12 protein-coding genes are annotated in these 14,334 nt (G+C 71.4%); 6 read left to right on the top strand and 6 right to left on the bottom strand.

Features of this window, described 5'->3' with window-relative positions; all coding sequences use genetic code 11:
• Window positions 1-91: 91 nt before the first annotated feature.
• From AB0J93_RS09395 to AB0J93_RS09375, 5 genes are read right to left on the bottom strand one after another with little or no spacing between them, the layout of a single operon-like run.
• The gene (locus AB0J93_RS09395; RefSeq protein WP_363919888.1) at window positions 92-1,375 is read right to left on the bottom strand and encodes a Gfo/Idh/MocA family oxidoreductase; all 1,284 of its coding nucleotides are present in this window, start codon (window positions 1,373-1,375) and stop codon (window positions 92-94) included.
• Window positions 1,372-2,862: a mannitol dehydrogenase family protein gene (locus tag AB0J93_RS09390; protein ID WP_363919886.1), complete on the bottom strand. Its 1,491-nt coding sequence runs from the start codon at window positions 2,860-2,862 to the stop codon at window positions 1,372-1,374. Before AB0J93_RS09390 ends, AB0J93_RS09395 begins: the two co-directional genes overlap by 4 nt.
• The gene (locus tag AB0J93_RS09385; protein ID WP_363919884.1) at window positions 2,853-4,154 is read right to left on the bottom strand and encodes an enolase C-terminal domain-like protein; all 1,302 of its coding nucleotides are present in this window, start codon (window positions 4,152-4,154) and stop codon (window positions 2,853-2,855) included. Before AB0J93_RS09385 ends, AB0J93_RS09390 begins: the two co-directional genes overlap by 10 nt.
• Window positions 4,151-5,578 (bottom strand): glucuronate isomerase, encoded by a 1,428-nt coding sequence (gene uxaC, locus AB0J93_RS09380; RefSeq protein ID WP_363919882.1) that lies wholly within the window; start codon window positions 5,576-5,578, stop codon window positions 4,151-4,153. The genes AB0J93_RS09385 and uxaC overlap by 4 nt, the downstream gene beginning before the upstream one ends.
• Window positions 5,579-5,601: 23 nt before the next feature.
• Complete coding sequence (locus tag AB0J93_RS09375; protein ID WP_363919880.1) at window positions 5,602-6,930, bottom strand: Gfo/Idh/MocA family oxidoreductase; 1,329 nt, start codon at window positions 6,928-6,930, stop codon at window positions 5,602-5,604.
• Between the two features lie 236 nt (window positions 6,931-7,166).
• Here AB0J93_RS09375 and AB0J93_RS09370 point away from each other — a divergent pair, with 236 nt between their 5' ends.
• Genes AB0J93_RS09370 through AB0J93_RS09345 form a run of 6 tightly spaced genes read left to right on the top strand, consistent with a single transcriptional unit; the run spans window position 7,167 to window position 13,039 of the window.
• Window positions 7,167-8,297 carry a LacI family DNA-binding transcriptional regulator gene (locus AB0J93_RS09370; RefSeq protein ID WP_363919878.1) on the top strand — a complete coding sequence of 377 codons (1,131 nt, stop codon included), beginning with the start codon at window positions 7,167-7,169 and terminating at the stop codon, window positions 8,295-8,297.
• 19 nt (window positions 8,298-8,316) lie between these two features.
• Window positions 8,317-9,657 (top strand): extracellular solute-binding protein, encoded by a 1,341-nt coding sequence (locus tag AB0J93_RS09365; RefSeq protein ID WP_363919876.1) that lies wholly within the window; start codon window positions 8,317-8,319, stop codon window positions 9,655-9,657.
• A gap of 30 nt (window positions 9,658-9,687) precedes the next feature.
• Window positions 9,688-10,671, top strand: coding sequence for a sugar ABC transporter permease (locus tag AB0J93_RS09360; protein ID WP_363919874.1), 984 nt, complete (start codon window positions 9,688-9,690; stop codon window positions 10,669-10,671).
• Window positions 10,671-11,555, top strand: coding sequence for a carbohydrate ABC transporter permease (locus AB0J93_RS09355; protein WP_363919872.1), 885 nt, complete (start codon window positions 10,671-10,673; stop codon window positions 11,553-11,555). The genes AB0J93_RS09360 and AB0J93_RS09355 overlap by 1 nt, the downstream gene beginning before the upstream one ends.
• Window positions 11,539-12,171 carry a hypothetical protein gene (locus AB0J93_RS09350; RefSeq protein ID WP_363919869.1) on the top strand — a complete coding sequence of 211 codons (633 nt, stop codon included), beginning with the start codon at window positions 11,539-11,541 and terminating at the stop codon, window positions 12,169-12,171. Before AB0J93_RS09355 ends, AB0J93_RS09350 begins: the two co-directional genes overlap by 17 nt.
• A 16-nt stretch (window positions 12,172-12,187) precedes the next feature.
• On the top strand, window positions 12,188-13,039 hold the full coding sequence (locus AB0J93_RS09345) for a PmoA family protein (protein WP_363919867.1): 852 nt from the start codon (window positions 12,188-12,190) through the stop codon (window positions 13,037-13,039).
• 204 nt (window positions 13,040-13,243) lie between these two features.
• Here the strand turns inward: AB0J93_RS09345 and AB0J93_RS09340 are convergent, their stop codons facing one another.
• The gene (locus AB0J93_RS09340) at window positions 13,244-14,236 is read right to left on the bottom strand and encodes a LacI family DNA-binding transcriptional regulator (RefSeq protein WP_363919865.1); all 993 of its coding nucleotides are present in this window, start codon (window positions 14,234-14,236) and stop codon (window positions 13,244-13,246) included.
• Window positions 14,237-14,334: the final 98 nt, after the last annotated feature.

Raw genomic sequence — 14,334 nt, 5'->3', positions numbered from 1 at the left:
CCGACGTGTCCTGGTCGGGAAACCGCTGTTCAGCCCATTGCCCCTGATCCTGTGTGGACCGGAGATTTGCAGTTTGTTGCGGCGATGCCTCCTATTCTTGCCCGACGGGTTCGGTTCGCCAAGGCGTTATCGCCCACGGCACGCCGAGTTCCGACGGTAGTCGGCCCTCGTCGACTACCCGACGTAGCACCTCGTTGACGCCGCGCACCCGCAGCACCCGTTGCGCGTCGGTACCGACGGCCTCCACCAGCGCGCCATCGAGCAGCGCCGGCTCGGGTGCCGCCTGGAGGGCGGTCAGTACGGCGGTGAACGGCGCGGTCCGGGCCAGCGGCGCGATGAGCGGTACCCGTGGATCGGCCCGATGGGCCAGCAGGTTCTCCAGCAGCCCGCACCGGCCGGGCACCCGACCGGCGGTGGCCTCACCGGGCAGCAGCAGCCGGTCGGTCGGGTACTCCAGCACCGCCCGCCCGGCGTCGCCGGTGACGATCACCTCACCGGCGACGAAGTCCTCGCCGGCCAGGGTCACCGCGGCCACGATCGGCGGCCCGTGTCGCGGACGCACCCGCAGCGCGGCGGTGTCGTCCACCTCGATCGGCCGCACCCGGTAGCGCTCCACCTCGATGCTGACCGGCTCCACCGGTCCGCCGCCGACCACCTCGGCGACCGCCAGACACTGCATCACCGCGTGCGCGAGCGGATTGGCCAGCGCGCCGTCGAGCACCGGGCGCCCGTCGAGCAGCCGGCGCCCGGCCCAGGGTGCGCGGGCGTAGTAGGCGTCCGGGCGCTGCCAGGCGGCCACCGTGGCGATGCCGCGCACGGCGCCCAACCGACCGGCCGACACCGCATCCGTCAACGCGGTAAGTGCCGCCGAACCGAGCGCCTGGAACCCGACCTGCACGACCCGACCCGTGGTGGCCAACGCCCCGGACAGTTCCTCGTGCTCGGCGGTGGACAGCACCGGCGGCTTCTCCAGCAGCACGTCCGCACCGGCGGTCACCGCGTCCCGGGCGATCCGCAGATGGGTGTGCGGTGGGGTGCAGATGACCACCACGTCCGGCGCGACATCGGTGAGCATGGCCCGGTGGTCGGTGAACACCGGCACGCCGGCCGGCACCGGTGCCGCCGGTTCCGGCTCGATCGGCCGGGTGTCGACCAGGGCGACCAGCCGTACCCGGCCGGTGTCGTGCAGCGGCCCGATCACCCGGCGATGCCAGCGCCCGTGCCCGTTCGCCCCGACCAGCGCCACCCGGGGCGCCGGTGCGCCGCGCGACCACCGGGCCGCCGTGAGCCGAGCCGGTCCGGCTTCGCCGCGAGCGGGCTCGACGTGCGGACCGTCGCGGGTCGACCCCACCGGCACCCCGTCGACGGACGTCACACCGCACCGGCCAGGGTGGCCCGTACGCCGTGGTGGTGCAGGTCGGTGAGCCAGGCCACCACGTCGGCGCGGACCTGCCCGTCGGCGGCCACCTCGGGCGGGACGACCTCGTCGAGGCCGAGCACGGCGTCCACCGCCCCCGCCGGGGTCTGCGGCGCGGCGGCCAGCGCCGCGCGGATCCGCTCCGCCAGTGGGTCGTCCAGGGGCAGCGACCGGCCGTCGTCGGCGGTGCCCTGGGCGAACCGGATCCAGGCGGCGACGACGAGAGCCGCCCAACGGGCCGGCCGTCCGGCCGCGCGCAGGTCGGCGACCGTGTGCAGGATGCGCTGCGGCAGCTTCTGCGACCCGTCCATCGCCACCTGGAGGGTGCGGTGCCGGATCGCCGGGTTGCCGAAGCGCTCCAGCACCTGCTCGCCGTAGCCGACCACGTCCACCCCGTCGGGTGGGGCGAAGCTGGCGGCCACGTCCTCGGCGATCAGCCGGCGGAGCACGGTGTCGAGGTGCGGCAGCGCGAGGGCGTCCGCGATCGTCTCGCAGCCGGCCAGCGCGCCGAGGTACGCGGTAGCCGAGTGCACGCCGTTGAGGGCACGCAACTTCAGCCGCTCCCACGGCCCCGCGTCCGCGCAGAGCACCGCACCGGCGCGGTCCCACGCGGGTCGGCCGCCCGGAAAGTCGTCCTCGATGACCCACTGGGTGTACGGCTCGGCCGCCACCGCCGCGAGATCCTCGACGCCGAGCGCCCGGTGGGCCGCGGCGAGGGTCTCCGGGGTGCTGGCCGGGACGATCCGGTCCACCATGGTGCCCGGGAAACCGACCTGCGCCTCGACCCAGTCGAGCACCCGTCGCGGCGTGCCGGCGTACGCCAGGGACTGGGTCACCAGGCCGCGCAGCCGGCGGCCGTTGGCGGGCAGGTTGTCGCAACTGACCAGGGCGATCGGCCCGGCATCGGCGGCGGCGCGGGCCAGCAGGCCGCGCACCAGCAGCCCCGGCACGGTGGTCGGCGGTCGGTCGATGGTCAGGTCGGCGACCAGGTCGGGGTCGGGGCGCAGCGTGCCGGCGGCCGGGTCGAGTTGGTACGCCTTCTCGGTCACGGTCAGGGTGACCACCCGGATCGCCGGATCGGCCAGCAGGGCCACCACCGCCTGCGGGTCGGCGGCGGCCAGCCGCACCCCGGCCAGTGCCCCGACTACGCGGGTGCGCTTGTCGGCGGCGGAGAGCGTGCTGACGCTGAAGAGGTTGTCCTGGGCGGCCAGGGTCGCCACGACCGCCGCGTTGCGGGGGGCCACCCCGATGATGCCCCAGTCGCCGCCGGCCAGGCCGATCGCCTGCTCGGTGTAGACCGCCTGATGGGCGCGGTGGAAGGCGCCGAGCCCGAGGTGCACCACACCGGCCGGCACGGTGCCCGGGCGGACCAGCGGCCGGGCCTCGGCCGGCAACCGGCGTACCGCGCCCAGCCCGAGTCGGGACGCGCCCACGGTCACCGCCATGCCGGGCCGTCCGGGAAGCGGAAGGTGGCGATCGACTCGGGGTGCATGGTGGCGCTGTAGCCGGGTGCGGTCGGCAACAGGTAGCGCCCGTCGCGGGTGCGTACCGGGTCGACGAAATGCTCGTGCAGATGGTCGACGTACTCCACCATCCGTCCCTCCAGACTCGTGCCCACCCGCAGGTAGTCGAAGATCGCCAGGTGCTGCACGTACTCGCAGAGACCGACCCCACCGGCGTGCGGGCAGATCGGCACCCCGAACTTCGCCGCCATCAGCATCTCGGCGAGGACCTCGTTGACCCCGCCGACCCGGCAGGCGTCGATCTGCATCACGCCGATCGCCTCGGCCTGCAACAGCTGCTTGAAGATGACCTTGTTGGCGGCCACCTCGCCGGTGGCGACCCGGCACCGCCCGCCGGTCAGCTCGTCCATCGCGCGGGCGATCCGGGTGTGGCCGAGGATGTCGTCGGCGTGCGTCGGCTCCTCGATCCAGTACGGGTCGACCTCGACCAGCGCCGTCATGTTGGTGATCGCCTCGTCGACGTCCCAGACCTGGTTGGCGTCCATCATCAACAGCGCGTCCGGGCCGATCTCCGACCGGATGATCCGGGCCCGCCGCAGGTCGTCGGCGGGCGGGCCGCCGACCTTCATCTTCATCGCCCGCCACCCCTGCGCGTACGCCTCCCGGGTCAGCGCCCGGACCTTGTCGTCGGGGTAGCCGAGCCAGCCCACCGAGGTGGTGTACGACGGGAAGCCGTCGCGTTCCAGCCGGGCCAGCCGGTCGGTGAGACCGTCGCGTCCCTTGTCCATGATCGCGGCGGCCTCGTCGGCGGTGAGCGCGTCGGTGATGTGCCTGAAGTCGACGTTCGCCACCAGCTCGTCGGTGGGCAGCTCGGCCAGGTGACGCCACAGCGGCTTGCCGGCCAGCTTGGCCCGCAGGTCCCACACCGCGTTGACAAGCGCGCCGGTGGCCATGTGGATGACCCCCTTCTCCGGGCCGAGCCAGCGCAGCTGCACGTCGGCGACGAGCGAGCGCCAGAACGCCACCGGCTCGGCGGTGATCTCCTCGACCGTACGGCCCACCACGTGGTGTCGCAGGGCGCGTACCGCCGCGCAGGTGATCTCGTTGCCGCGGCCGTTGGTGAAGGTGAACCCGGCACCGGTCGGCCCGCCGTCGGTGCTCAGCTCCACATAGGTGGCCGAGTAGTCGCCCCGGTTGATCGCGTCGGAGCCGTCGCCGCTGGCGGCGGTCGGGAACCGTACGTCGTGCACGGTCACCTCGGTGATGCTGGTCATGCTCTCTCCCCGAACTTGAAGACCCGCTTCGGCAGCCGGTACGCCAGGTCGACGATGGTCTCGGCGGCCTCGTCCATGGGCAGCCGGTGCTCGGCGACCAGCCGGGCCAGGAAGCCGGCGTCGACGCGGCGCGCCACGTCGTGCCGGACCGGGATGGAACAGAACGCCCGGGTGTCGTCGACGAACCCGGCGGTGTTGTAGAAGCCGGCGGTCTCGGTCACCGACTCGCGGAAGCGACGCAGCACCTCGGGGGAATCCAGGAACCACCAGGGGGCACCGAGCAGCAGGGCGGCGTACCCGCCCGCGAGGGGGGCCAGTTCCCGGGTGAAGGTGTCCTCGTCGAGGGTGTACAGCACCACCCGCAGCCGGGGGTCGTTGCCGTACGCGTCCAGCAGCGGCGCTAGGGCGTGCACGTACTCGGTGACCTGTGGGATGTCGCCACCCACGTCGCGGCCGTGTCGGGCGTGCAGCCACCGGTTGTGGTTGCGCACCGCCCCCGGGTGCAACTGCATGACCAGGCCGTCGTCGAGCGACATCCGGGCGAACTCCAGCAGCATGTGCGCCCGGAACGCCTCCGCGTCGCCCGGCTCCGCCGCGCCCCGCCGCGCCCGGTCGAACAGCGTCGCCGCGTCGGCACCGAGATCGAGGGTACGGGCGGTGGGATGGCCGTGGTCGGAGGAAGTGGCACCGGCGGCGATGAAGGCGGCCCGGCGGGCCCGCAGGGCGGCCAGATAACCGGCGTACGCGCCGGTGTCCTCGCCGGTGATCTCGCCGAGCTGGTCGACGTTGCCCGACCAGCCCTCGAAGTCCAGGTCGACCACGTTGTCGGGACGGAAGGTGGTGACCACCCGCCCGCCCGGGCCGCCCCAGCCGTCGGCGGCGAGCTTGGCGTGCCGACCCAGGTCGTCCAGGGGCGACTCGGTGGTGGCGAGCACCTCGATGTTGAACCGCTCGAACAGCGCCCGGGGCCGGAAGCCGGGCTCGGCGAGCCGGGCCGCGAGGGCGTCGTACACCTCGTCGGCGGTGCCCGGGGTGAGCCGGGTGTCGACGTCGAAGACCTCGGTGAAGGTCTGCTCCAGCCACAGCCGCGACGGGGTGCCCCGGAACAGGTGCCAGCGGTCGGCGAAGCGACGCCAGATCCGCCGCCCGTCGGTCTCCACCGGGCTGCCGTCGCGGCTGGGCACGCCCAGCTCGCCGGGCGAGACGCCCTGGCTGAGCAGCATCCGGGTCACATAGTGGTCGGGCACGATGAGCAGTTGGGACGGGTCGGGGAACGGCTGGTCCTCGGCCAGCAGCGCCGGATCGACGTGCCCGTGCGGGGAGATGATGGGCAGCTGCGCCACCAGCGCGTACAGCTCCCGGGCCAGCGCGCGTTGGCCCGGCTCGGCGGGGAGGAGCAGGTCGGGTCTGGTCGAGGTGGGCACGGGGAGCGGCTCCTGTGGTCGAGTCAGTCGAGGGTGAGCAGGTCGGCGACCCGCACGGGGGCGCCGGTGTCGAAGGACCGGTTCGCGGCCAGGCCGGTGAGCAGGGCCAGCGCCCCGTCGCGGGCGGTGGCCGCGCGGTGCAGCGGATCGGGTACGCCGCCGAACAGCACCTGGGTCATCCGGGCGTCCGCCCCGCCGTGCCCGTGCCGGGTGTAGCCGTCGACCTCGATGCGTTGCGGCGGTGACCAGAAGGGTCGCAGGGTCAGCGTGGCGGTGCCACCCTCGTCGGCGGCCTGGTCGCCGTGCAGCGCGGCGCCCTTGAGCGCACCGGCGGCGGCCGGGCTGACGAACTCGCTCTCGGTGACCTCCAGTTCGAGGCGGCCCCGGCTGCCGTTGACCATCACCCGGTATCCCTCCCAGGGCGCGTACGCGGTGAGGTGGTAGGTCATGGTCGCGCCGGTGGAGTAGGTGGCCAGCACCGCCATGTCGTCCTCGATGCTGACCCCGGGGGCGAAGACGTTCTGGTCCCGGTGGTAGCCGTCCTCGGCCTCGGCGTCGAGGTACAGCTCGCGCAGCCGGGGGTGTTCGGCCAGCCGCAACGCGAACGGATCGTCGGCGGCGGCCGGCGAGGCGTGCGCCCGGTCGTAGTCGCGGGCGTAGCCGTGGCGGCGGCCGGTGTCACCGTAGAAGAACAGCCGACCGGCGGCGTACACCTGCACGGGTGTGGCATCCAGCCACCAGTTGACCAGGTCGAAGTGGTGGCTGGCCTTGTGCACCATCAGGCCGCCGGAGCTGGCCTTGTCGCGGTGCCAGCGACGGAAGTAGTCGGCGCCGTGGCGCACGTCGAGCAGCCACTCGAAGTGCACCGAACCGATCTCGCCGACCGCGCCGTCGGCCAGCAGCCGCCGCAGCTGCTCGTGCAGCGGGTTGTAGCGGTAGTTGAAGGCCACTGTCACCCGCCGGCCGGTGCGGCGTACCGCGTCGAGGATGCGTTGGCAGCGCGGCGCGTCGGTGGTCATCGGTTTCTCGGTGACCACGTCGCAGCCGGCCTCCAACGCGGCCACCACGTACTCGTCGTGGGTGACGTCCACGGAGGTCACCAGCACCACGTCGACGTGCTCCTTGACCAGCATCGCGGCGAAGTCGCCCGCGTGGTACGTCGGCACTGGCCGGTGGCCCAGCTCACCGAGCCACCGGTTGTGGGCGTCCATCCGAGCCTGGTTGACGTCGGCGAAGGCCACCAGCTCGGCGGTGTCGGCGTGGTCGCCCACCAGCGCCCGGACGAACATCTCGGCGCGTGCGCCGGTGCCGACCACGGCGTACCGGGAGCGTCTGCCAGGTTGCGGTGACACCTACCGATCCTCCTCGATCTCCCTGCAAACCTTTGCATTGAAGTAACCACGGTCGATCGGCTCACGTCAACGAGGGTCTGAAAATCGGCGGCCTTTGCCCCGTTTCGTAGGCTTAACTGCATATGGTGTGTGGGCCGCCGAAACACAGCTGTAACCATCCACCGTTGACACTGGAGCAACCGTTTGCATTAATTGGCGGCACCGTGACCGCCGACACATCGACGAAGGGGGCCTGGATGCCAGTCACCATCAGGGACGTCGCCCGGGCCTCCGGAGTGCACATCTCCACCGTCTCCCGCACCTTCTCGGCACCCCACCTGGTCAATCCGGAGACCCGGGTACGGGTGCTCGCGTGTGCCGAGGATCTGGGTTACCGGCCCAACCGCGCCGCCCGCGCACTCATCACCGGCCGTACCCACAACATCGGGCTGATCATCGCCGACATCGCCAACCCCTTCTTCCCGCCACTGATCAAGGCGGCGGAGAGCCAGGCCCGCCACCGCGACTACCACGTCTTCGTGGCCGACACCAACGAGGACGCCGCCGCCGAGGAGGAACTGGTCCACGCGTTGGCCAAGCAGGTCGACGGGGTGCTGCTGTGCAGCCCTCGGATGAGCAACAGCCTGATCGAGCAGCTCAGCCGGGAGGTGCCACTGGTGGTGGTGAACCGACAGTTGGCCGGGCTGCCGTGCGTACTGATGGACGTCGGGCAGGGCGCCCGGTCGGCCATCGAACACCTCGCCGGGCTGGGCCACCGGGAGATGGCGCTGCTCGGCGGGCCACGCGGGTCCTGGACCAGCCGGGAGATCCGGCGAGCGGCAAGCGCCGCCGCCCGGGCCGCCGGGGCGGACCTGACGGTGCTCGGCCCCAACCCGCCCACCGAGACCGGTGGCCTGGCCCAGGCGGAGCAGGTCCGCCGGGCCGGCGTCACCGCCGTGCTCGCCTACAACGACCTGATGGCGATCGGCCTCCTGGAAGGGCTCGACGCACTCGGGGTCCGGGTACCACAGGAGGTCAGTGTCGTCGGCGTCGACGACATCTCCCTGAGCCGACTCACCCGCCCCAAGCTGACGACGGTGGCCACGCCAACCGCGGCCGCCGGCCGGACGGCCGTCGACATGTTGCTGCAACAGGACACCGATCTCCCGCGTACCGCGCGGGGCGGCGGTGCCACCGTGGCAGTCGGCGTCCGTCGCACCACCGCACAGGTAATGCTCCAGACCGAGTTGGTCATCCGCGACTCCACCGGGCCGGGCCCCTACGCCGGCCGGGAGCGTCCCGGAACCGCTGCCGCTGGCCCGGGCCCGCATCGCCGTGCGGACCCGGGCAACCCGGTCGTGGCCGCCGGTGACGTGGTCGCCTCCTAACGCCAAGGAGTGAGCGCACATGCACCCCGCAACACACCCCACCGCCAGCGCGCCCGACGGGCGCACCTACCGTACCCCCCTGCTGCGCCGCAGGCTGTTGCGCGGCCTGCTCGCCGCGGTCGTGGCCCTGCCGCTGGTCGGCGCGGCCGCGGCCTGCGGCGACGACGCCGCGTCCGACGGGAAGACCAAGATTTCGATCTTCTGGTGGGGTGGCGAGGCCCGCGCCCAGCTCACCGAGCAGGCGCTGGATCTCTACACCCAGGAGAACCCGGACGTCGTGTTCGAGAAGACCTGGCAGGCCAACCAGGGCTACTTCGACAAGCTGGCCACCCTCACCGCCGGCGGCAGCCCGCCCGACATCTTCCAGATCGACGACAACTACCTGACCGAGTACGCGGCCCGCAACACCACCCTCGACCTGACCCCCTACCAGCAGTCCGGCGACCTCGACACCTCCAAGTTCCCGGAGAGTCTCTGGCAGTACGGCGTCGTCGACGGCAAGCTCGCCGGCCTGGCCGCCGGGGAGAACACCCAGGGCCTGGTCTACAACAAGACCCTGGTGACCAAGAACGGCCTGCCCGAGCCGACCACCGGGATGAGCTGGGAGGAGCACATCGCCTGGGCCGAGCAGGTCAGCAAGAAGACCGGGGTGCCCGGCACGATGGACGCGAGCGCCGTCGACAAGGCCTTCTGGGTGTGGCTGCGCCAGCAGGGCAAGGACCTGTACTCCGGCAACGACCTCGGCTTCACCGTCGAGGACGTGACCAGGTGGTTCGAGCTGTGGAAGGACGCCCGCGAGCGGGGTGCGACCCCCACCCCGGACGTCATCCACGAGGGCAACGCCACCGACATCACCAAGCAACTGGTCGTCACCGGTAAGGCCGCCACCTCCTGGGTGTGGGTCAACCAGATGCCCGAGCTGAAGAAGAACACCTCCGACGAACTCGGTGTAATCGCCTACCCGGGTGACCCCAGCGGCCAGTGGGCCCGGGCCGCGATGTACTGGTCGGTCTTCCGGGGCAGCAAGAACGCCGACATCGCGGTCGACGTGATCAACTTCCTGGCGAACGACCCCGACGCGGTCAAGCTGCTCGGCACCGACCGTGGCCTGCCGTCCAACCTGGACCTGCGCCGGGTGGTCAGCGACGACACCACCGACGAGGCGATGAAGCAGTCCATCGCCGTGGAGACGGAGCTGGCCGAGTCGTTCGGCGAGTCGCCGCAGGTGCCGATCAAGGGCCACAGCAAGGTCCGCGCCGAGCTGACCAAGGCCGCCGAGAACGCCCAGTACGGCCGGGCCACCCCCGCCGAGGCCGCCGCCCAGTTCGTCGAGGCATGCAAGGCGGCAATCGCCTCCTGACCCGCCGCACCACCCGGAGAGGAGCAGTTCGTGGCCTTGACCACGGCGCCCGACCCGACCCGACGCGGCACCGGATCCGTCCGACCCGACGCCAACCGGCGCGGGACCGGACGGATCCGGCACGGGGAAGGTCTGGCCGGTTACGTTTTCCTGTCGCCCTGGCTCATCGGTCTGATGGGCATCACGGCGATACCCATGCTGTTGTCGCTCTACCTCAGCTTCACCAACTACGACATCCTCACCCCGTTCTCCGAGGTGGAGTGGGTGGGGCTGGCCAACTACGAGCGGATGTTCACAAGCGATCCCTCGTGGTGGCACTCGGTACGGGTGACACTCAGCTTCGCCCTGATCGCCGTACCGCTGAAACTGGCCGCGGCACTCGGGGTCGCGCTGCTGCTCAACCGGGCCTGGCGCGGAGTCGGGCTGTTCCGTGGCCTGTTCTACCTGCCGTCACTGCTCGGCGGCAGCGTGGCCCTGGCCATCGTCTGGGTCAACATGTTCAACCGGGACGGCGCGTTCAACTCGTTCCTCGCCCTCTTCGGCATCCAGGGCAAGCCCTGGGTCAACGACCCGGACTGGGCGCTGGAGACGCTTATGGTGCTCGCCATCTGGCAGTTCGGCGCACCGATGGTGATCTTCCTGGCCGGGCTCAAGCAGGTGCCGACCGAGCTGTACGAGGCCGCCGCCGTCGACGGGGCCGGCAAGTTCCGGCAGTTCGTCAACGTGACCCTGCCGATGCTCTCCCCGGTGATTTTCTTCAACCTGGTGCTGGAGACCATCAACGGCTTCCAGGGCTTCACCGCCGCGTTCGTGCTCAGCAACGGCACCGGCGGGCCGGTCGACTCGACCCTGATGTACACGCTCAACCTCTACATCACCGGCTTCACCGACCTGGAGATGGGCTACGCCTCCGCGATGGCCTGGGTGTTCCTGATCGCCATCGCGATCATCACGGTGGTCTTCTTCAGCACCGGCCGGTTCTGGGTGCACTACTCCGACGGGGAGGACCGCTGATGGTGGCCGGTACCGTCGCCCCACCCGTGGCGACCCGCCCGCAACGTCCACGCAGCCGTTCCTGGCTTCGGCTGATCGTGCTGCTGGCCATCGTCGCGGTCGTGCTCTACCCGCTGTTCTGGATGATCGGCACCTCCGTGAAGTCGCAGGAGGAGATCGTCAACAACATCGGTCTGCTGCCCCGGAACTTCACCCCGGGCAACTACACCGACGGGTGGACCAACTTCGACGTCAGCTTCGCCCGCTTCTTCCTCAACAGCGCCATGGTCAGTCTGCTCACCGTGGTCGGCAACGCGGTGAGCTGCCTGCTCGCCGCGTACGCCTTCGCCCGGCTGAAGTTCCGGCTGCGCGGGCTGTGGTTCGCCGTCATGATCGGCACCCTGCTGCTACCGGGACACGTGCTGATCGTGCCGCAGTACATCCTCTTCCGCACCCTCGGCCTGGTCGGTGGGGAATGGCCGTACCTGCCGCTGCTGATCCCGCAGTTCCTGGCCACCGAGGCGTTCTTCGTCTTCCTGATGGTGCAGTTCATGCGCGGCATCCCCCGCGAACTGGACGAGGCGGCACGGATCGACGGCGCGAACGCGTTCGGCATCTTCCGGCACGTGATCCTGCCGCTGAGCCGTCCGGCTCTGGTCACCACCGCGATCTTCTCGTTCATCTGGACCTGGAACGACTTCTTCCGGCAACTGGTCTTCCTGTCCGACCTGAGCGACTACACCGTCCCGGTGGCGCTGACGCTGTTCATCGACTCCACCAGTCAGAGTGCCGTCGGGCCGATGTTCGCCATGGCGGTGCTGTCCCTGCTGCCGGTCTTCGGATTCTTCGTGGCCTTCCAGCGGATGCTCGTCGAGGGGATCAACACCAGTGGACTCAAGGGCTGACGCTCGCGCCGAGCGGCGCGGGTCGGGGCGGGACTGGCGGGACACCGTCAGCGACGCCGCCGACCTCGCGCTGCTGGGCATCCTGGCCGTGCTCGCCGCGGCACCGGTGCTGACCGCCGGCGCCGCGGTCGGCACCGCAAGCGCGGCCGTGCACGACTGGCTCACCACCGGCAGTTGGCCGCCGGCACGGCGTACGCTGTCGCGCTTCGGCCGTGCCCTGCTGCCGGGCGTACCGGCGGTCCTGATCGGGTTGGTCGCCGCCGGGTTGCTCGTCGCGGACCTGGCCGCGTTGGCCACCGGCCGTGTCCCGGGCGGTACGGTGGCGCTGGTTCTCACAATCGTCGTCGCGGCGGCGCTGCTCGGCTACGCCGCCGCGATCGTGGTCGAGGTGGGCCGCGTCGGCGGCACCGGGTGGCGGTCGGCGGTCACCCGGGCCGCCCGCGCCTGCCTCGACCACCCCGCGAACTGGGCCGCACTCGCCGGCACCACGGTCGTCGTGGTCCTGCTGGGTGTGCTGGTCACCCCGGTGGCGGTGCCGATCCTCGCCGGGTACGCGCTGGCCGCCGTGCACGCGGTCGCCCGTCGTCGGCCGGTCACCCGCGCGGAGCTGTCGTGACCAGCGCGGAGCTCTCGTGACCAGCGCCAGCGCCGATCCGCAGCTCTTCGTCGGAGACACGCCGGTCGCCCGGTACGTGCTCGCCCCCGACCTGGACGTCCGACACGGGCCCCGGCCGTACCTGCATCCGGTGCGCACTCTGGCCGGCACCCCGGTCACCGACGTGCTGCCCGCCGATCACGTGTGGCACCTGGGTGCGTCGCTGGCCGTGCAGGACGTGGCCGGCACCAACCTGTGGGGTGGGCGGACGTACGTGCGCGGCACCGGTTACACCTGGCGCAACGACCACGGTCGGATCGTGCACACCGGCTGGGCACACCGGGCGGCGGACCGGCTCGACCACAAGCTGCACTGGTGCGACCCGACGGGTCGGGTGCTGCTCGCCGAGCGGCGGGTGCTCACCGCTTCGGCGGTGCCCGGTCACGACGGTGCGTGGCGGCTCGACCTGACCAGTACCCTGACCGCGCCCGCCGACCGCGACGTCACGCTGGGCAGCCCGGCCACCAACGGCCGCCCCGGCGGAGCGGGCTACGGCGGGTTCTTCTGGCGTGCCGTGGCGGCCGAACCGCCCGAGGTCTTCACCGCCCGGTTGACCGGCGAGGAGCGGGTCAACGGGTGCGCGGATCCGTGGGTGGCGATGCGGGCGCGGGCACCGGAGGGTGGCGCGTACACCCTGGTCTTCAGCGGTCTCGGTGACGGCGACAGGTGGTTCGTCCGGACCGCCATGTACCCGGGGGTCTGCGTGGCCTTCGCCTTCGAGCAGACCCTGACCATCCCGGCCGGCACCAGCCGACACGGTCACTACCGGGTGGCCGTCGCCGACGGCCAACTCGACCGGGACACCGCCGCCGCCCTCGCCGGCCACTGACCACCGCCTCAGCGCGTCGGGGCCCTGGCTCGGCCTCTGGGCCTGGCTCGGCCTCTGGGCCTGGCTCGTGAGATGCGGCATGTCGGGGTCTCCGGCGCCGGGGATACCGCGAGATGCCGCATTTCGCGAGCGCCGGGCGTCGAGCGCCGGGCGTCGGGCGTCGGGCGCCGGGTGTCGGGTGCGGGGTGTCGGGCGGCGGGGTGGCTAGGCGTCGGTGGGGTCGTGGGGGCGGCAGGAGGAGCGGACGACCAGTTCGGTGGGCAGCCGGATGTGGGTGTCCCGTTCGACGCCGGCGATCAGGTCGACCAGCAGGCGCAACGCCTCGGCGCCCATCCGCTGCAACGGCTGCATTATCGTCGTCAGCGGTGGGTTGACCAGCGCTGATTCCGGGATGTTGTCGAAGCCGATCACGGACAGGTCGTCGGGGACCGACAGGCCCAGGCTCCGGGCGACGTCGATCGTGGAGATCGCGGAGAGGTCGTTACCGGCGAAGACGGCGGTCGGGCGGTCGGGCAACGAGAGCAGTTCAGCGGCGGTTTCGGCGGCGCTCTCGATCCGGAACCCGCCGACCCGGACCAGCCGTTCGTCCACGGTCACGCCCGCGTCGGCCATGGCCTGCCGGAAGCCCGCCTCGCGCAGGCGGGACGATTCGAGGTCGGGGCGGCCGCTGATGTGTCCGATGCGGCGGTGGCCGAGGGACAGCAGGTAGTTGGTCGCCAGGACGGCACCGGCGAAGTTGTCGGAATCGACGGTCGGCAACCCCGACGGGCCGGTGTGCGGGTCGACGGCCACGACGTGGAAGCCCTGCTTGGTCTCCACCACGGTCGGCGTGACGATCACGGCGCCGTCGATCAGCGTGCCCGACAACCGGGCCAGCGAGCGGCGTTCCCAACCGACGGCCGTCCCGGCACCGTCGCCGCCGGAGTACGCCAGCAGTTGGTAGCCGGTGCCGGCGACCTCCACGCTGGCACCCTTGAGCAGCTCGGTCGAGAACGGCTCGAACTCGGCGACCAGGATGCCCAGGACGTTGGTGCGATGGCTGCGCAAGCTCTGCGCCCCCAGGCTCGCCTCGTAGCCGAGTTGACGGATGACCTGCTGAACCCGTTCCACGGTCGCCTGTGCCACTCCGTAACGGCCATTCACCACCTTGGATACGGTCGCCACGGAGACGCCGGCGGTGCGGGCTACGTCCGACATCTTGACACGCTGGGGAAACGCCACGTCGATGATGATAGAGGGCCATCGGGCCGGTTACGGAGACGAGTCGAAAACGTTATCGACACCGATTGACACTG

The sequence above is a fragment of the Micromonospora sp. NPDC049374 genome, from assembly GCF_040677165.1.
GTDB lineage: Bacteria > Actinomycetota > Actinomycetes > Mycobacteriales > Micromonosporaceae > Micromonospora.
This window is presented reverse-complemented; position numbering and strand designations above follow the sequence as displayed.